This window comes from Peribacillus sp. NPDC097264, assembly GCF_050277925.1.
Taxonomy (GTDB): domain Bacteria; phylum Bacillota; class Bacilli; order Bacillales; family DSM-1321; genus Peribacillus.
In genome coordinates this window covers 41224-58943 of sequence record NZ_JBNNSR010000015.1, presented here as the reverse complement: position 1 = coordinate 58943, position 17720 = coordinate 41224, and the positions used below count along the sequence as shown (strand labels likewise).

26 protein-coding genes are annotated in these 17720 nt (G+C 40.6%); 2 read left to right on the top strand and 24 right to left on the bottom strand.

The genetic code is table 11. From position 1 onward, the window contains the following. Positions 1–256: 256 nt before the first annotated feature. Entirely contained in the window at positions 257–490 is a 234-nt protein-coding gene (locus ACQKL0_RS18830; RefSeq protein ID WP_427689055.1) for a hypothetical protein, read from the bottom strand. A 134-nt stretch (positions 491–624) separates the two neighbouring features. Between ACQKL0_RS18830 and pdaB the strand changes: the two genes are divergently transcribed. Next, positions 625–1377 carry a polysaccharide deacetylase family sporulation protein PdaB gene (pdaB, locus tag ACQKL0_RS18825; protein WP_402875658.1) on the top strand — a complete coding sequence of 251 codons (753 nt, stop codon included), beginning with the start codon at positions 625–627 and terminating at the stop codon, positions 1375–1377. 90 nt (positions 1378–1467) lie between these two features. On the opposite strand, the gene ACQKL0_RS18820 is transcribed toward pdaB, so the two are convergent. Continuing rightward, a complete protein-coding gene (locus tag ACQKL0_RS18820; RefSeq protein ID WP_402875660.1) occupies positions 1468–2142 on the bottom strand; it encodes a KinB-signaling pathway activation protein in 675 nt (224 codons plus the stop codon). A gap of 140 nt (positions 2143–2282) precedes the next feature. Between ACQKL0_RS18820 and gerD the strand changes: the two genes are divergently transcribed. Continuing rightward, positions 2283–2870: a spore germination lipoprotein GerD gene (gene gerD, locus ACQKL0_RS18815; protein ID WP_402959569.1), complete on the top strand. Its 588-nt coding sequence runs from the start codon at positions 2283–2285 to the stop codon at positions 2868–2870. 46 nt (positions 2871–2916) lie between these two features. Here gerD and ACQKL0_RS18810 read toward each other — a convergent pair whose 3' ends face one another. The 22 genes from ACQKL0_RS18810 to rplF form a co-directional block, all read right to left on the bottom strand. Next, positions 2917–3975 carry a P-loop NTPase gene (locus tag ACQKL0_RS18810; RefSeq protein ID WP_402875664.1) on the bottom strand — a complete coding sequence of 353 codons (1059 nt, stop codon included), beginning with the start codon at positions 3973–3975 and terminating at the stop codon, positions 2917–2919. 146 nt (positions 3976–4121) lie between these two features. Then, positions 4122–4838, bottom strand: a complete 717-nt coding sequence (gene cwlD / locus ACQKL0_RS18805; protein ID WP_427651745.1) for an N-acetylmuramoyl-L-alanine amidase CwlD — start codon at positions 4836–4838, stop codon at positions 4122–4124. 90 nt (positions 4839–4928) lie between these two features. Next, on the bottom strand, positions 4929–5354 hold the full coding sequence (locus ACQKL0_RS18800) for a DUF2521 family protein (RefSeq protein WP_402875667.1): 426 nt from the start codon (positions 5352–5354) through the stop codon (positions 4929–4931). Positions 5355–5545: 191 nt separating this feature from the next. After that, positions 5546–5938, bottom strand: coding sequence for a 30S ribosomal protein S9 (gene rpsI, locus ACQKL0_RS18795; RefSeq protein WP_402875668.1), 393 nt, complete (start codon positions 5936–5938; stop codon positions 5546–5548). Between the two features lie 20 nt (positions 5939–5958). Further along, positions 5959–6396 carry a 50S ribosomal protein L13 gene (gene rplM / locus ACQKL0_RS18790; protein ID WP_034304960.1) on the bottom strand — a complete coding sequence of 146 codons (438 nt, stop codon included), beginning with the start codon at positions 6394–6396 and terminating at the stop codon, positions 5959–5961. A gap of 274 nt (positions 6397–6670) precedes the next feature. Further along, on the bottom strand, positions 6671–7411 hold the full coding sequence (gene truA / locus ACQKL0_RS18785; protein ID WP_402875669.1) for a tRNA pseudouridine(38-40) synthase TruA: 741 nt from the start codon (positions 7409–7411) through the stop codon (positions 6671–6673). Positions 7412–7424: 13 nt separating this feature from the next. Next, positions 7425–8222, bottom strand: coding sequence for a cobalt ECF transporter T component CbiQ (gene cbiQ, locus ACQKL0_RS18780; RefSeq protein WP_402875670.1), 798 nt, complete (start codon positions 8220–8222; stop codon positions 7425–7427). Next, positions 8222–9088, bottom strand: coding sequence for an energy-coupling factor ABC transporter ATP-binding protein (locus ACQKL0_RS18775; protein ID WP_402875671.1), 867 nt, complete (start codon positions 9086–9088; stop codon positions 8222–8224). The genes cbiQ and ACQKL0_RS18775 overlap by 1 nt, the downstream gene beginning before the upstream one ends. Then, positions 9064–9903 (bottom strand): energy-coupling factor ABC transporter ATP-binding protein, encoded by an 840-nt coding sequence (locus tag ACQKL0_RS18770; RefSeq protein ID WP_402875672.1) that lies wholly within the window; start codon positions 9901–9903, stop codon positions 9064–9066. The genes ACQKL0_RS18775 and ACQKL0_RS18770 overlap by 25 nt, the downstream gene beginning before the upstream one ends. A 372-nt stretch (positions 9904–10275) precedes the next feature. Continuing rightward, the gene (rplQ, locus tag ACQKL0_RS18765) at positions 10276–10638 is read right to left on the bottom strand and encodes a 50S ribosomal protein L17 (protein ID WP_061440393.1); all 363 of its coding nucleotides are present in this window, start codon (positions 10636–10638) and stop codon (positions 10276–10278) included. A gap of 82 nt (positions 10639–10720) precedes the next feature. Beyond that, positions 10721–11665, bottom strand: a complete 945-nt coding sequence (locus ACQKL0_RS18760) for a DNA-directed RNA polymerase subunit alpha (RefSeq protein ID WP_402875674.1) — start codon at positions 11663–11665, stop codon at positions 10721–10723. Between the two features lie 176 nt (positions 11666–11841). Then, on the bottom strand, positions 11842–12231 hold the full coding sequence (gene rpsK, locus ACQKL0_RS18755; protein ID WP_040372575.1) for a 30S ribosomal protein S11: 390 nt from the start codon (positions 12229–12231) through the stop codon (positions 11842–11844). A 22-nt stretch (positions 12232–12253) separates the two neighbouring features. Beyond that, positions 12254–12619, bottom strand: a complete 366-nt coding sequence (gene rpsM, locus ACQKL0_RS18750) for a 30S ribosomal protein S13 (RefSeq protein ID WP_063235804.1) — start codon at positions 12617–12619, stop codon at positions 12254–12256. A gap of 22 nt (positions 12620–12641) precedes the next feature. Continuing rightward, on the bottom strand, positions 12642–12755 hold the full coding sequence (gene rpmJ, locus ACQKL0_RS18745; protein ID WP_003156543.1) for a 50S ribosomal protein L36: 114 nt from the start codon (positions 12753–12755) through the stop codon (positions 12642–12644). Between the two features lie 41 nt (positions 12756–12796). After that, positions 12797–13015 carry a translation initiation factor IF-1 gene (gene infA / locus ACQKL0_RS18740; protein WP_028390440.1) on the bottom strand — a complete coding sequence of 73 codons (219 nt, stop codon included), beginning with the start codon at positions 13013–13015 and terminating at the stop codon, positions 12797–12799. 564 nt (positions 13016–13579) lie between these two features. Further along, entirely contained in the window at positions 13580–14233 is a 654-nt protein-coding gene (locus ACQKL0_RS18735; RefSeq protein ID WP_402875676.1) for an adenylate kinase, read from the bottom strand. 58 nt (positions 14234–14291) lie between these two features. Next, positions 14292–15587, bottom strand: a complete 1296-nt coding sequence (secY, locus tag ACQKL0_RS18730) for a preprotein translocase subunit SecY (RefSeq protein WP_427689053.1) — start codon at positions 15585–15587, stop codon at positions 14292–14294. After that, positions 15587–16027 (bottom strand): 50S ribosomal protein L15, encoded by a 441-nt coding sequence (rplO, locus tag ACQKL0_RS18725; RefSeq protein WP_402875679.1) that lies wholly within the window; start codon positions 16025–16027, stop codon positions 15587–15589. The genes secY and rplO overlap by 1 nt, the downstream gene beginning before the upstream one ends. A 32-nt stretch (positions 16028–16059) precedes the next feature. Next, positions 16060–16242, bottom strand: coding sequence for a 50S ribosomal protein L30 (rpmD, locus tag ACQKL0_RS18720; RefSeq protein ID WP_402875681.1), 183 nt, complete (start codon positions 16240–16242; stop codon positions 16060–16062). A 16-nt stretch (positions 16243–16258) separates the two neighbouring features. Then, positions 16259–16759 (bottom strand): 30S ribosomal protein S5, encoded by a 501-nt coding sequence (gene rpsE, locus ACQKL0_RS18715; protein ID WP_402875683.1) that lies wholly within the window; start codon positions 16757–16759, stop codon positions 16259–16261. A gap of 23 nt (positions 16760–16782) precedes the next feature. Beyond that, entirely contained in the window at positions 16783–17145 is a 363-nt protein-coding gene (gene rplR / locus ACQKL0_RS18710) for a 50S ribosomal protein L18 (protein WP_402875684.1), read from the bottom strand. Between the two features lie 32 nt (positions 17146–17177). Further along, positions 17178–17714 (bottom strand): 50S ribosomal protein L6, encoded by a 537-nt coding sequence (gene rplF, locus ACQKL0_RS18705; RefSeq protein WP_402875686.1) that lies wholly within the window; start codon positions 17712–17714, stop codon positions 17178–17180. Between the last annotated feature and the right edge of the window lie 6 nt (positions 17715–17720).

Below are 17720 nucleotides of genomic sequence, written 5' to 3'. Positions count from 1 at the left end.
ATGTTTGACTTGCTCATTTTGCTTTTTTATAGTGTGTGCTCACTCAAAATTTACGTTGGCGCTTTGTTTTGTTCAGTTTTCAAAGAGCAATTTGTGTCACTCTGTTTCAGCGACTTTAATATCTTATCATGTTGTTACTGTTTCGTCAATAACTTTTATTAAAAAGTTTTTTAAACTCTTTTTAAAAGCTAATGTCTTGCAGCAACTTTTATAATATACCAGCGAATAAATTAATAGTCAATAGATTTTCAAAATATTATTCTTGATTTTTTTCTGTGTTTTGTTTTTCTCTCACATACGCTAGACATTCTCTTTCCGTCCCCATTCTTTTAAACAGATTGAATAGGATCTTATACTTCTCATTGATAGCCCTTTTCACTACATGGTCAATCCTCCCATCCTGTAAATCGAATAAAATTTCATCCATCTCTCTTTTAAGGAGATACATCAATTCCTCCTTTTCCTTTTCATTGATTAGAAGACCCAGCATATATCTAACACCTCCACAAACCATCTTTCCCCACTCTCCCCGTTTATATAAAGTTTCATATTATATTTTTTTGCATATCTCTACAATGCGCGCATAAATATGTGACAAGAGCATTTGGACAAGGGGATGGGTGAATGAAATTCTTCATGGTGCTTCAGGCAAAAAACATTAAACAGTATTCGTTAATTATACTTACGGCTTTATTCACCGCTTGGTTTCTTTTCGTGCAAAATATCATACATGCCCCTGTTTTCTCTACAGAGGATGGGCCAAAAGCCGTTTATAAAGGGGATAAGAATATTGCTATCACATTCAATATTGGCTGGGGGGATGAGAAAGCCGCTCCTATATTAGAAACGTTAAAGAGGGAAAAAATTAAATCGGCCACCTTTTTTCTTTCAGGTTCTTGGGCTGAGCGCCACCCAGACATGGTAGCCACCATTGAAAAAGAAGGATATGAAATAGGAATCCTAGGTTATGACTATAAAGATTACTCCGATCTCAAAGATCAGGAAATCATCCGGGATATTTCCAAAGCGCAGGAAGTATTCAAAAAGCTAAATGTTAAAAATATCGAGCTTTTACGTGCGCCCACCGGTCACTTCGATAAGCGACTTCTTAAAATCAGTGAGAATTTCGGTTATACCGTGGTCCATTGGAGCATAGATTCAAAAGATTGGACCAATCCAGGCGTTGAACAGATCGTCCAAAATGTTAACAAAGCCCATAAAGGGGATATCATCTTATTGCATGCCTCGGATTCTGCAAAACAAACGAATAAGGCATTGCCTGATTTAATAAAGGAACTTCGTGCAAAAGACCTGAACTTTGTTAATGTTTCAGAGATGATTTCTAATTCTTCAGCAAGAAGTGAGGAAATTAAGTAATCGACTAAGCACAATTTAAGAACATAAAAAACCTGACCATAGGATAGTCAGGTTTTTTTATGTCGGCAAGCATCTCCGCTTTCAGCGATTTTACTTACCTCCTATTCCATCAGTATTAAAATTCTTCTTAGGGACTTGCATCCTCGCTTTTTTGCCTGCCAACTCCTTTTGGGATTGATTGATCAATTTGTTTAAAATCATTAATTGATAGGCATTACAGACAAGCAGGGGAAACAACATAAAATAGAGCCATCCGTCATCATTGGTCCTTAAGACTGGCACCCACTCCAATACTGTCGCCACCACCATGAAGAACAATGCAGGAATAAAAGCTTGTCTATTCGTTTGCTTCATTTTAAAATAGGCCGTCACCAACCCGATCAACAGTACTACCACAGCTGATGAGATATATGAGCCAAGCCCCTCACCGGATTCAAACTTAATATACCGTAAATAGACTAAATCAAATAAAACAAAGATAATCAGTACAATTTGCACCGCATTCCACAAGTACACACTTTTAAAAATTCCCAGACCGAAACGATGTATCGTTAAATAAGCAAAAAAGCCAGCTTGGCTTATTACACTGAAAATCAATCCCACTCCAAACAACCAAACAAACGTTGAAAGTATGGATGTAATTTCTAACGATGTGAAATACGATTCAAACTCACTCCACCGGGCTATAAATCCCACAACTCCGCCCGTTACTCCACCTATAAGTAATGTTGTCATAAACAATCGAACTAAATTACGGCTGTTCATCCTTTTCCTCCATACATTTCTATTTCTTTCATTAATTGTACCAACCATATTTGGAAAAATCCACTTATTATACCAATGGATAATATCCTGCAAAGAAACCATATTAACAGTATGGAAGATTAAAGAGGGGGGCTCTACGTATGAAAATGGGGTTTACTTTGTTCCTTGCTTCATTCTTGTTCTTTTGTACGGGCTGTTCGCAGAATGGAACGAGTGAAGGAAAAATGGATTATGAAGAAACAAAGAAGATGGTCGTCGATATCTTGAAAACAGATGAGGGAAAAAAAGCCATCCAGGATACCATTGCTGATGATAAAACAAAAACTGAACTTATTATGAACTCGGATATCATAAAAAAATCCATTGAAGAGACTGTTACCTCTGATAAAGGAAAGGAGTTCTGGAAAAAGGCCTTTAAAGATCCTGAATTCACCGCAGCCTACGCCAAAGCTCTAAAAGAAGAACACAAAAGGCTATTAAAAGACTTGATGAAAGACCCACAGTATCGAGGAATGCTAATAGAGGTCTTACAAGAACCCGATTTAGAAAAAGAAATGAACAAGTTACTGAAAACGAAAGAAATGAGAGCCGTATATAAGAAGACGATCATCGAGACGATGGAAGGCCCTCTCGTTCAAGCTAAAATGCAAGAAAGCTTAGACAAGGCCGCTACTAAGGCTACAGAAAAGGCGGAGAAATCCAAAACCGAGGATAAGTCAAAGGAATAAAAAAATAAAGGCTACTTCCAAATACGATGGGAAGTAGCCTTTATTTTTATTTCAATTTTTCAATGACTTTATTCGCAATATCTTCATAAATCTTACCTAATCTATGGTCAGCCGCATATATAGAAGGTGCGAAATCTTCTTCATTCCAATCTGGTTGTTGAAGAGGTAGTTGTCCTAAGACCTCTGTACGAAGTTCTTCTGCAAGCTTCGCCCCTCCACCTTTACCAAATACGAATTCCTTCTCACCAGTGGTCTTGCTTTCGAAATAAGACATATTTTCGATTACACCGATAACCTCATGTTCGGTTTTAATGGCCATGGCTCCTGCCCTTGCTGCCACAAAAGCCGCAGTCGGATGTGGAGTTGTGACGATGATTTCTTTACATGAAGGAAGCATCGTATGAACATCTAATGCGACATCTCCTGTACCAGGTGGTAAATCCAGTACCAAATAATCCAATTCGCCCCATTCCACTTCATTAAAGAAACTGTTTAACATTTTCCCGAGCATTGGCCCTCTCCATATAATAGGCGCGTTATCTTCCACAAAGAAGCCCATCGAAATAACCTGAACGCCAAAACGCTCGACAGGGATGATTCTCTCCCCGCGTACGACGGGTCTTTTTGTGATCCCCATCATATCCGGTACACTGAACCCATATATATCAGCATCAACCAGTCCAACCTTTTTACCAAGACGAGCAAGGGATGTGGCTAAGTTAACCGAAATCGTGGATTTACCCACTCCACCTTTACCACTTGCGATGGCGATGAATTGTGTTTTGTTATTTGGTCCAAGCAACCCTAAGTCTTTCTCTTCCTCAGGCATACTGTCACGATGTTTAGCCAATTCTTCTTCCGATAGTTCTGCGAAACGTATTCCTACCGAATCCGCCCCGTTCCCTTTCAAGAGACCGACAACTTCTGTTTGCATTTCCATTTGCTCGGCAGTTCCTGTCTTTGCGATAGCAAGCTTAACGCTCACATGACTTTTCTCAGGCTTTATTTTTATTTCTAAAATTCCATTTGTTTCTTCAAGGCTTTTATGTAGAAAAGGGTCCTTAAGATCCTTTAATAAATTTAGTACTTTCTCTTCAGTTAACAAGTCGAGCACCCCTTTGTATTCGTTTTCTTTTCCCAATTGTAGTATAACATAATCCGGAAATAAAGCTTATTATCTGCACCAGGGGGTTAACCCCTTTTTCACCATAACAAAAAGGCCTTGTACACCCACCAAGACCTTACAAGGTGTCAATCCGGTTCCGATAGCTTCTCCTCAGTGAAATACCGCAGAATACCCATATATATCGAACTTGCAATCTTCTCTTGGTATTTATCACTCATTAACCTTTCGCGCTCCTCGGTATTAGAGAGGAACCCAATCTCCACCAACGCCCCAGGTTTCTTGGCATAATTCATCAAATATACATGGTTGATCGTTTTTGCATCCCGTGTTGTATTTTCTAAGTTTCTTATAATTTCGGTCTGGATAAACTTGGCCACCTGTTTATTTTCCTCGAACCGGTTTGTATAAAAAGTTTGAGCCCCTTTTGAGGAGGCAGATGGAAATGCGTTCAGGTGGATGGTTAAAAATAAGTCCGCTTCCGAATCATTGATCATTTCAACCCGGTTCCTGAGATCTTCCTGTTTTCGTTTACGGATCCCTTTTGTATCTTCCGTTGCCAAATCCACATCTTTTTCCCGTGTCAACATAACAAGGGCACCTTGTTCCTGCAAATAGTCCCTTACCTTTAGCGTAACCGAAAGCGCAATTTCTTTTTCCATTACATCCTGAACATTCGCCCCTCCGTCCATCCCCCCATGACCCGCATCCAGAATGATGACCTTACCCGTCAACGGAAGGTTCCAAGACTCCCAAGAATCATCTTCAACGAATTTGAAAGTCACAATCAAAAAAAGGACAAACAATCCGATAGAGATCCCTGTATATTTCAGTTTTCTACGCATCACCGTTCTCCTCCCACAAGTCCCTTTATCTATAAAATATGGGACAACCCACGGAAAAAGAACTGATACTTTTCAGGGATCTCCTTCAGCTTAATGAAGCTTCATCTTATAACGCTTTTCACCCGTCTTAAACCCATCCTTCCACCATTCTCCTACAAACCCTTCACAGCAATAAAATACCCCTTCATCAATAGCATTGCTTACCGTTACTTCACGCCAATATAGTATAAAATTGAAGAGAGTATCGATCAAAAACTTTTCTTCCCTTCTGCACCGAGCCCTCACATCATCTTCCGACTCTCCATAATACCCAAACTTGCTATAGTTTGCCCCTAATAAATACGCCTCTATAGCCACATCAAAATACCCCTCTTCCAGAACGTCCTGGTATTCCTCTCCAAAGTAACGTTTTATCCTCCCCCTCATATCCTCGATTGATAGCTCCCTAAGTAACCTACGTTCAAACTTCAACTGCCGTTCTCGTTGCATCTCCTGCAAACCTATAACCACACTCATCCATTCACCTCCGGGGTCAGACCCCATTTCCCAAATTATTTCCCATGATGCCATTAGTTTTTGACGTAACACCCTGAACGATTCATTGATTCCTTTGGAAATATTTAATGAGAGTAATCCTTAGTCGGCAAGATAACAAAAAAAGCTCCAGCCACATAAGAGTGGCTGGAGCTTTTTGAAGTTCCAAACGATTAACGTTTTGAGAACTGAGGTGCACGACGTGCGCCTTTAAGACCGTATTTTTTACGTTCTTTCATACGTGGGTCACGTGTTAGTAATCCAGCAGTTTTAAGAGCTGGACGGAATTCTGGGTCTACATGAAGCAATGCACGAGCGATACCGTGACGGATTGCTCCAGCTTGTCCAGTGTATCCACCACCGCTAACGTTTACAAGAACGTCGTAATTTCCAGTAGTTTCTGTAGCAACTAGTGGTTGGTTTACAACTTCACGTAATGCTGCGAAAGGAATATATTCATTAATGTCACGACCGTTGATAACGATGCGACCTTCGCCTGGTACTAAACGTACACGAGCTACTGAGCTCTTACGGCGACCAGTACCATAATATTGAACTTGTGCCAAGATAGTAACCTCCTTAGTAATTATCCGCGTAATTCGTAAACTTCTGGTTGTTGAGCAGCGTGTGGGTGCTCAGCTCCAGCGTATACGTGTAATTTTTTGTAGATTTGACGACCAAGAGAATTCTTTGGAAGCATACCTTTGATAGCAAGTTCAAGCATTCTCTCAGGGTAGTTTGTACGCATCTCAAGAGCAGTTCTAGTTTTAAGACCGCCTGGGTGCATAGTGTGACGGTAATAAATTTTGTCAGTCAATTTTTTACCAGTCAAGTGGATTTTTTCTACATTGATTAAGATTACATGATCACCAGTGTCGATGTTCGGTGTAAAAGTTGGTTTATGTTTACCACGTAAGATGGATGCTACTTCAGTAGAAAGGCGACCTAAAGTTTTGCCTTCAGCGTCAATCACATACCATTTACGTTCTACTTCATTAGCTTTCGCCATAAATGTCGTACGCATGGTTAACCTCCTAAAAAACTTTTAATTTTTTATATTTATTTTCAATCACAATAAACTTCCGGGGCTTATCGTGGGATTAAAATACATACCATATTATATTAACTTCTCCCAGTTTCATTGTCAAGCGAATGTTACACTAGGATAAGTTGTCTTAAAAAAAGAATCGATCACTCCACGAAAAGATTCTACATGACGTTAGGCCATAACCATAGCGCCATTCACGGATTCAAGTCTTTTCATTACTTGTAAAAAACTTGGTTTGGCACGAAAAAAATTATTTGTAAAATACTTTCCATAAATACAATCCATGTCCGGGTGCTGTTTTACCTGCGAAGCTGCGATCCTTTTTGTTCAAAATATCTATCATTTCCCGAGGTGCTATTTTCCCGCTGCCGACTTCAAGCAGCGTTCCGACCAAGATACGAACCATATTATACAAGAATCCTTCTCCAACGAAGCGAAAAACTAAAAATCCATCAGTCTCTTGGAAATCAATCTCCTGAATGGTCCTTACTTTATCCACCACTTCCGTCTTCGCCGAACAAAAACTTGTAAAATCATGGGTTCCCACTAAATACGAAATGGCTTCGGTCATTGCACCCTCATCTATTGGATAAGGGTAATGATAGGCGTAATTGCGCTGAAATGGATTTCTTAGGGTAGAGCGGTCAATGATATACCGGTATTCCTTGCCTGTTGTGTGGAATCGTGCATGGAAATCATCAGGAACGACCTCAACTTCCAACACAATGATATCATCTGGAAGAAGGGCACTGAATGCCTTCACCCAATTATCCGTAGGAAAGACAAGAGGCGAATCGAAGTGAAGAACCTGCCCCTTGGCATGAACCCCTGAATCTGTCCTTCCCGAAGCAGTCACTTTGACAACTGTCCCCTTGTGGATTTGGGCTAATACCGCCTCGAATTCACGTTGAATCGTTCTTTTCTCTGGCTGTACCTGATAACCAGCAAATTCCGTACCATCATAGGCGATTACACATTTATACTTTGGCATTTACTCTTACCTCTTATGAACGTAATATGAATAACATGACTGTAAGTACAGCCATTGATACCATTAACAGGCTATCACTGATTTTCCAATTTAATTGCCGGTATTTCGTACGGCCCTCCCCGCCACGGTATCCCCTGGATTCCATGGCAGTTGCTAACTCTTCCGCCCGTTTGAAGGAACTGACAAACAAAGGGACCAGTAATGGCACAATGGACTTAACTCGATCCTTAATGGGACCTGAAGAGAAATCCACCCCTCTTGCTGTTTGTGCCTTCATGATCTTGTCCGTTTCTTCCATAAGTGTCGGGATAAACCGAAGGGCAATCGACATCATCAATGCCAACTCATGAACGGGCATTTTCCACTTCTTAAGAGGTCCTAAAAGTTCCTCCATTCCATCCGTTATGGAGATAGGGGTAGTTGTCAAAGTTAGGAGCGACGTAACCAATATCAATAACGTGAATCTTACAGATATGAATAAGCCCTGAATTAAACCGCCTTCGTATATCTCTATCCACCCAAATTCGTAGAGTAATTCCCCTTCCTTCGTAAAAAAGATATGGAGAAGGAAGGTGAAGATGATTAAGAATAGAATAGGTTTTAAACCATTATAAAGATAACGAAGCGGAATCTTGGATAAGGCAATCAGCAATACTGTGAATGCTGCAAGAAGGGCGTAAGAAACTACATTATTCGCCAAAAAAATCACGCAGACAAAAAGGAACACCAGCAATAGCTTTGCCCTCGGATCCATTTTATGCACCACAGAGTCAGCAGGGACATATCGCCCGATAATCATTTTATCAAGCATCAGCGGTTCCCCCGTTTCATGGCTTTATCGATTTCTATCGCCAAATCCTCGATGTTGAGACAGGGATGATCAAAGCGAACACCCAACTCTTTCTGAAGTTTAAGTTGAAAGCGAACCGTGTCCGGCACATCTAATCCCAACTCAATCAATTGTTCCGGTTGAGAAAAGATCTCTTGAGGCGTTCCTTTCCGAAAAACGGTCCCCTGATGCATAATGATGATATCGTCCGCGTACTTAGCGGCATCTTCCATACTATGGGTCACCAATATAGTCGATAAGCCTCTCACTTTATGCAATTGATAGAACATATCCATGATTTCTTTCCTACCACGCGGGTCAAGCCCAGCCGTCGGCTCATCTAATACTAATACTTCAGGTTCCATCGCTAAGACACCAGCAATCGCCACTCGACGCATTTGTCCACCGGATAAATCGAAAGGAGACTTATCAAGGATATCTTCACTAAGGCCTACCTGAACGATGGCCTTTTTGGCCAGTTCTTTAGCCTCTGCTTCAGAGACTCCAAAATTCATCGGCCCAAAACATATATCCTTCTCGACCGTTTCATCAAAAAGTTGATGTTCGGGAAACTGAAAGACTATCCCTACTTTTTTTCTAATTGGTCTCAAAAGCTTTTCTTTTCTTCCAGCTTCTATCGTACGGTCGCCAATGATGACCTGCCCCTTAGTCGGTTTCAGGAGAGCATTTAGATGCTGCAGTAGCGTGGATTTACCTGAACCCGTATGACCGATGATTGCTGTATACGTCCCCGATTCCATCGATATATTGACATCATGAAGGGCCAAATGTTCAAATGGAGTATTCACCTGGTAGCGGTACTCTACATCATCGAGTGTAATTCGCATAAATCCTTCACCAACTCTTCCTCTGTCAAATGCCCATTCACGACACGGATGCCATTTTTCTGCAGTTCTTTGCTTAGTTTCACCGAAAAAGGTATATCCAGTCCAAGCGCAATCAATTCATCCTCTAGTTTAAAGATGTCCTCTGGAGTCCCTTCACGGAATAACCGGCCTTGATTCATGACTATCATCCTGTCAGCTTTCGCAGCTTCCTCAAGGTCATGGGTAATGGATATGACGGTAATCTCATTTTCTTGCTTTAATTGTCTAACCGTTTCAAGCACTTCTTCACGGCCTCTTGGGTCAAGCATGGAAGTTGCCTCATCTAAAATGATTATATCTGGTTGCAAGGCAATAACACCGGCTATAGCCACTCTCTGCTTTTGACCGCCGGATAGATGGTGCGGCTCTTGATTAAGAAAGGCATTCATTTTAACCTTATTTAGTGCACCATGAACACGCTCCACCATAACCTGCTGAGAAACACCGGCGTTTTCTAAACCAAAAGCCACATCATCCTGAACTGTAGTGCCTACAAACTGATTATCGGGATTTTGAAAAACCATACCAATCTTTTTTCGTACGTCCCAAACTGTTTCTTCTGTCAATGTTTGATCATTAATCAAAATTGCACCTGAGTGGGCGAACTGAAGTCCATTCAACAATTTCGCTAAAGTCGACTTGCCGGAACCGTTATGACCAACAATTGCAAGCCACTCCCCTTGATAAATATCAAAAGAAACATCATCTAAGGCGTTTCGAGACTGCCCCTCATATTTGAATATAATATTATTTAAAGAAACCAGCTTCTTACTCATGTGGCCCTCCTCATCCTCGACTGCACTCATCTTACTAACTCGGCTCAATACTAAAAACATCAATGAACTAGCTATATTTATTTCTGAACATATAAAAAAACGCTGCACCCCTTCCACCGAAAGAATTTTCGGTAAATTAAGAGCAGCTTAAAGCAGTCCTGTTACGAAAAACAGGTTATCTTATTGAATCGCTTATCAAAAGCGGGAAGGGATGCTTGAGCTAGACGTGAAGGCTCCCTTATATATAAGGTTTCGCCAGCCATCGTAACACTCAATGCGAATTTCTAACATACAGAATTAAAAATAAAAAAAGAAAAAGGGCAAAGAACAAGTGAGTATATTCCTTTGTCCTGCCCTTTTTCATCGTTGTTATTAAACTAATTCAATAACCACGACTGGTGCACCGTCACCGCGGCGTGGACCAACTTTCATGATACGAGTGTATCCGCCTTGACGTTCTTCATAACGTGGAGCAACGTCACTGAATAGCTTTTGAAGGGCATCAGTGCCTTTCTCAGCGTCAGCGATTTCGTTACGGATGAAAGATGCAGCTTGACGGCGTGCATGCAAGTCACCACGTTTACCAAGAGTGATCATTTTATCTACTACAGAACGTAATTCTTTAGCACGTGCTTCAGTAGTTTCGATGCGCTCATGGATAATAAGATCCGTAGCTAAATCACGAAGTAATGCTTTACGTTGTGCGCTAGTGCGTCCTAACTTTCTGTAACCCATTAGAGATTCCCTCCTTTGTTGAAGTTCTATATTGTGTGTCTAGTACAAGGCTCACAACATAATGGATGATTCCGCCATGTTATCAGTCGTCTTTACGAAGACCTAAGCCTAATTCTTCTAGTTTCGCTTTCACTTCTTCAAGTGATTTACGACCTAGATTACGAACTTTCATCATATCTTCTTCCGTTTTATGAGCAAGCTCTTGAACGGTATTGATTCCAGCACGTTTCAAGCAATTATAAGAGCGAACAGAAAGATCCAATTCTTCGATAGTCATCTCAAGAACTTTCTCTTTTTGGTCTTCTTCTTTTTCAACCATGATTTCTGCATTTTGAGCTTCATCAGTTAACCCAACAAAGATATTTAAATGCTCTGTTAAAATCTTAGCTCCAAGTGCTACCGCTTCTTGCGGACCCGTACTGCCATCAGTCCAAACATCGAACGTTAACTTGTCAAAGTTAGACAACTGTCCTACACGTGTATTTTCCACTTGGAAAGCTACGCGTGAAACTGGAGTGTAAAGAGCATCAATTGGAATTACACCAATAGGTTGATCTTCTCTCTTGTTTTGAACAGCAGGAGTGTAGCCGCGGCCGCGACGTGCAGATAAGCGCATACGCATATGACCGTTTTTACCGATTGTAGCAATATATAAATCCGGGTTAAGAATTTCTACATCACTATCATGAGTGATATCAGCAGCCGTAATGACTCCTTCACCCGAAACGTCAATTTCTAGCGTCTTTTCCTCATCGGAATAAATCTTTAGAGCTAGCTTTTTCACATTAAGGATGATTGAAGTTACATCTTCTACGACGCCTTCAATAGTTGAGAACTCATGTAGCACTCCATCAATTTGTATAGCTGTGACAGCAGCACCTGGGAGTGAGGATAATAGGATACGACGTAAGGAGTTACCCAATGTTGTACCATACCCACGCTCTAGTGGCTCTACGACGAATTTACCGAATTTGGCATCGTCGTTGATTTCAACCGTTTCGATTTTTGGTTTTTCTATTTCGATCATCAACAAACCCTCCTTCAAAACGTCAAAACCCCGGTAAGTAAGCTTGTCACTTAACCGAAATTCCCCATGTATACGTTCCCGCTGTGCGCAACAACTGAAAAATTAATCTTCTGTAAGAACGCAAACTCAGTATTATATCCCATTATTGACAGGAATACAAAATCTATACAGAAAAATTAAACACGGCGACGTTTTGGCGGACGACATCCGTTATGTGGTACTGGAGTTACATCTTTAATTGCAGTTACTTCTAGTCCAGCAGCTTGAAGTGCACGAATAGCAGCTTCACGTCCTGCACCTGGTCCTTTAACTGTAACTTCAAGAGTTTTCATACCATGTTCAATAGATGTTTTAGCAGCAGTTTCTGCAGCCATTTGTGCAGCGAAAGGAGTAGATTTACGAGATCCACGGAATCCTAATGCTCCAGCACTTGACCAAGAAATAGCATTACCATGTGCATCAGTGATAGTAACGATAGTGTTGTTGAATGTTGAACGAATATGTGCAATACCAGTTTCTATATTCTTTTTCACACGACGTTTACGTGTATTAGTTTTGCGTGCCATGAAAAGTAACCTCCTTTACTAATTATTTTTTCTTGTTAGCTACTGTACGACGAGGTCCTTTACGCGTACGTGCATTGTTTTTTGTGTTTTGTCCACGAACAGGAAGACCACGACGGTGACGTAAACCACGGTATGAACCGATTTCCATTAAACGTTTGATGTTAAGGGAAATTTCACGACGTAGATCGCCTTCTACTTTTAACTTGTCAATGATATCACGAATTTTGTTTAATTCGTCTTCCGTTAAATCACGAACGCGAGTTTCTTCAGAGATACCAGCTTCTGCAAGAATTTTAATCGCTGTTTGTTTTCCAATACCATATATATATGTTAATGAGATAACAATTCGTTTGTCACGGGGAATATCTACTCCAGCAATACGTGCCATGCTTGAGTGCACCTCCTTCTATTTAGCCTTGTTTTTGTTTATGTTTAGGGTTTTCGCAAATAACCATAACTTTACCTTTTCTGCGGATAACTTTACACTTTTCGCAGATTGGTTTGACTGATGGTCTGACTTTCATTGCTATCTAACCTCCTTATACAGATCGGAGCGTAACCGGAATTATTTAAACCGGTATGTGATTCTGCCGCGAGTTAGATCATACGGGGAAAGCTCAACCGTAACTTTATCTCCAGGCAAAATGCGAATAAAGTGCATACGAATTTTACCGGATACATGAGCTAAAACAGTATGACCATTTTCTAATTCTACCTTAAACATTGCATTTGGCAAAGTCTCTTGTACTGTGCCTTCTACTTCAATTACATCGTCTTTCGCCATTAAAGTGATTCTCCCTTCTCTATGCGTGAACCTATTACAGGTACACATCTTTCCGTCAACTTTACTCCAGTCCAATTATCCTCAAAAGTCTTACAATTCTGCATCAAGTATTCACCATTTTTGTAGAACCAGGCTTTAACTGAGGACCTTATCAGCTGGACCGAAATGAGGATTTTATGGGTCCTCATGTAAGTCTTGACCGATTCCGTGACCGACATACTCTCAAAAAAAGAGAAGCAATTAGTCTCGACATAGGCTTGAATAGCATGGGAGATGTTTGAAAGGCGCACGCCTGGCATAGCTACTTTCTACCCTCTATATCACGACTCTTTAGGAAATCTACTAGAGTCGTTGCATTTCTTCAACAATTTTGCCGACCGGATATGTCCATGAAGATTACTTAAAACGTAATCGCCCAATTCAGGGAATACCAAGTGCAAGAACCTGATCGATAAATGTGTAAATGCCGTTGCGAAATCCATTATACCCTTTGTATGAAAGGAATGCACCATATTTAAACAGGAAGTTTTAAAATGGCAGGATTTCATAAATTATCAAGAATGATTATTTTTGCAATGGATCAAGTAGCACATCAATGTTTTCAAATACCTTATTAATATCTTGCTGTCCATTAATGTCGACCAAGTACCCTTTTTCTCCATAGAAATCAAGAAGTGGCTTAGTTTGTTTCAAATTCACATCTAAGCGATTTTGAACCGTTTCTTCATTATCGTCAGCACGTTGATATAAGTCTCCGCCGCAACGGTCACATACATCTTCTTTTGTTGGAGGATTGAAAACAAGGTGATATGTCGAACCGCAAGATTTGCAAATGCGACGACCTGTCAATCTTTCCATTAAGATGCTTTTATCAACATTGATATTAATTACAAAATTAATTTTTCGATCTAAATCAGCAAGAATGTTTTCAAGAGCTTCTGCTTGTGCCACAGTACGTGGGAAACCATCAAGTAGAAATCCTTTTACGCAATCTTCCTTGCTTAAACGCTCACGAACAATGCCGATGGTTACTTCATCAGGAACCAATTCGCCCTTATCCATGAATGATTTAGCCTTTAGACCTAATTCTGTTCCATCTTTGATAGCTGTTCGGAACATATCTCCAGTAGAAATATGAGGGATGTTATATTTTTCTACGATTTTTTCGGCTTGAGTACCTTTACCAGCACCCGGTAGCCCCATTAAAACTAGATTCAATGTTCTTCCCCCTCAAACTCTATAATGGGTAAAGGGAACATATCGTTCCCAGAACTCATTACTTTATAAAGCCTTTATAGTGTCTCTTCACTAGTTGCGCTTCTAGCTGTTTCATCGTATCAAGGGCAACCCCGACTACGATTAGCAAACTAGTTCCGCCAATCTGAGCAGATTGTGGAAGATCAGCAAGCTTTATGAAGAATACCGGTAAAACGGCAATGGCTGCTAAGAATAAAGAGCCAACGAACGTTAAGCGATATAAAACACTAGTTAAATATTCTTGTGTACTCTTACCTGGACGAATCCCTGGCACATAGCCACCTTGCTTTTTCAGATTCTCAGACATTTGCTCAGGATTAACCTGAATGAACGCATAAAAATATGAGAAGGCAATAATAAGAGCAACATATATGATCATGCCAATTGGCTTAGTATAATCAAGGTTTGTTGAAATCCAAGTAGTCACGCTATTCTTCCCGAAGAAAGAGGCGACCGTTGTTGGAGTGATAATAAATGCAGTTGCGAAGATTACCGGGATAACACCCGCAGCATTTACTTTCAATGGTAAATGGGTAGATTGGCCACCCATTTGCGTACGACCCACCGCAGCACGTTTGGCATATTGGATTGGAATCTTACGTAATGCTTGCTGAATGAAGATTACAGCAACCACGATTGCTAATACAGCTACTATGATAAGGATAATGGTTACAATTCGTAAGAATAGTTGGTCCCCAGCATTTTCAAACTGCTGTGCATAGATCTGATTGGCCGTATTAGGCAAACTAGATACAATACCAGCAAAGATAATAATGGAAATCCCATTACCGACACCTTTAGCAGTAATCAACTCTCCTAACCACAAAAGAAAAGCTGTTCCTGCCGTTAAGACAGTCGCAATAAGCAAGTATGTTGCAACCCCAGGAGATTCAATTAACGAGCCACCCGACATATTGTTAAATCCATAAGACATACCCAAAGCTTGGATAAATCCAAGGACAATAGTGAAGTAACGTGTAAATTGAGCCAATTTACGGCGCCCTGCCTCCCCTTGTTTCGACCATTCAGTGAACTTTGGAACAACGTCCATCTGTAATAGCTGTACGATGATTGATGCCGTGATATACGGCATGATCCCCATCGCCAAAATAGAGAAGTTTTGCAGTGCTCCGCCGCCAAAGGTATTTAAAAGACCGATGACGCTCATTTGGTCCTGTTCAGCAAGAAAACCGGCATTCACATGCGGTACAGGAATAAATGTACCGATGCGATAGACGATTAACATGAGAAGGGTAAAAATTATCTTATTTCTTATTTCACCCACGCGCATAAAATTGGAGATCGTGCGAAACATTAGATCACCTCTGTGTTACCGCCAGCAGCTTCGATAGCTTCTTTTGCAGTAGAAGAGAATTTGTGAGCTTTAACAGTAAGCTTTTTCTCAATGTTTCCTTTAGCAAGAATCTTGATTCCTGCTTTTTCTTTACTTACGATACCAGTCTCAAGTAAAAGAGCTGGAGTTACTTCAGTACCGTCTTCGAAAAGATTTAACGTATCAAGATTTACGATAGCATAGTCTTTACGGTTAACGTTGGTAAATCCACGTTTAGGCAAACGTCTGAATAGAGGAGTTTGACCCCCTTCAAATCCAAGGCGTACACCGCCGCCAGAGCGAGCGTTTTGTCCTTTGTGTCCTTTACCTGCTGTTTTACCGTTACCAGATCCAATACCGCGACCTTTACGTTTACGTTCTTTACGAGAACCTTCTGCAGATTTTAACTCATGAAGTTTCATGTTGGCACCTCCTTGTTAAGTTAAAAATTATTTTATTGTTCTTTTACAGTAACAAGATGAGATACTTTGGTAATCATACCACGAATCGCAGGGTTGTCATCTTGAACAACCGTTTGATGCATTTTGTGTAAACCCAAAGTGTTAACTGTAACACGTTGATCTTCAGGACGACCGATCAAGCTGCGAGTGAGGGTAATTTCTAATTTATTAGCCATTATACGATTTCCCTCCTTATCCTAACAGTTCTTGTACTGATTTACCACGTAACTTAGCTACGTCCTCAGCACGTTTTAATTGCTTCAATCCTTCGATTGTTGCACGAACCATATTAATAGGTGTGTTAGTACCTAATGATTTAGACAAGATATCACTAATTCCGCCTAATTCAAGGACCGCACGAACAGGACCACCAGCAATAACTCCTGTACCTTCAGAAGCTGGTTTCAAAAGAATGTGACCAGCGCCAAAGTGACCATTCACAAGGTGAGGAATTGTAGTTCCTACCATTGGTACAGTAATTAGATTTTTCTTAGCATCCTCAATAGCTTTACGGATTGCATCCGGAACTTCTTGAGCTTTACCAGTACCAAATCCAACATGACCGTTTTTATCACCTACAACAACTAGTGCAGTGAAACGGAAACGACGTCCGCCTTTAACAACTTTAGCTACACGGTTTACGGTAACTACGCGTTCTTCAAGTTCTAATTTATTAGGATCAATGCTACGCATCTGTATATGTCCCTCCTTATCCATTAAAATTCTAAGCCGTTTTCACGAGCAGCGTCAGCTAATGCTTTAACACGACCATGGAAGAGGTAACCACCGCGGTCAAATACCACAGCTTTTAAACCTTTTTCAATAGCACGTTTCGCAATAAGTTCGCCAACTTTTTGAGCTGCTTCAGCGTTGCTACCAGCTTCAATGCTAATCTCTTTATCAAGAGTTGAAGCACTTGCTAATGTTACGCCTTTTGCATCGTCAATCAATTGTGCGTAAATGTGTTTGTTTGAACGGAACACATTTAAACGAGGACGAGCTTCCGTTCCAGAAATCTTTGCACGTACACGTGCATGGCGTTTCTGACGAGTAGCATTTTTATCAAGCTTCGTAATCATTTACGTCACTCCTTTCGTTTACTTAAGCAGCATTACTTACCAGTTTTACCTTCTTTACGACGAACGAATTCGCCAACGTAACGGATACCTTTACCTTTATACGGTTCAGGTGGGCGAGTATCACGAATGTTAGCTGCAAGAGCACCTACACGTTCTTTACTAGCACCTTTAACGATTACTTTTGTATTAGAAGGAACTTCGACTTCAACGCCTGCTTCTGGTTCTATTTCTACAGGGTGAGAATATCCTACGTTAAGGATAAGCTTAGTACCTTGCTTTTGAGCACGGTACCCAACCCCAATAAGTTCTAGTGACTTTTCGAATCCTTTTGAAACTCCTTCAATCATGTTAGCGATAAGAGCGCGAGTAGTACCGTGTAAAGAACGGTGAGCTTTCTCGTCAGACGGGCGTGTAACAGTTACCACGTTCTCTTCAACAACGATTGTAAGATCAGGATTAAATGATCTAGTTAATTCACCTTTAGGGCCTTTAACAGTTACTTCACTTCCGTTTACAGTAACTGTTACGCCTGCAGGGATTTCAACAGGTTTTTTACCTATACGAGACATATTGTG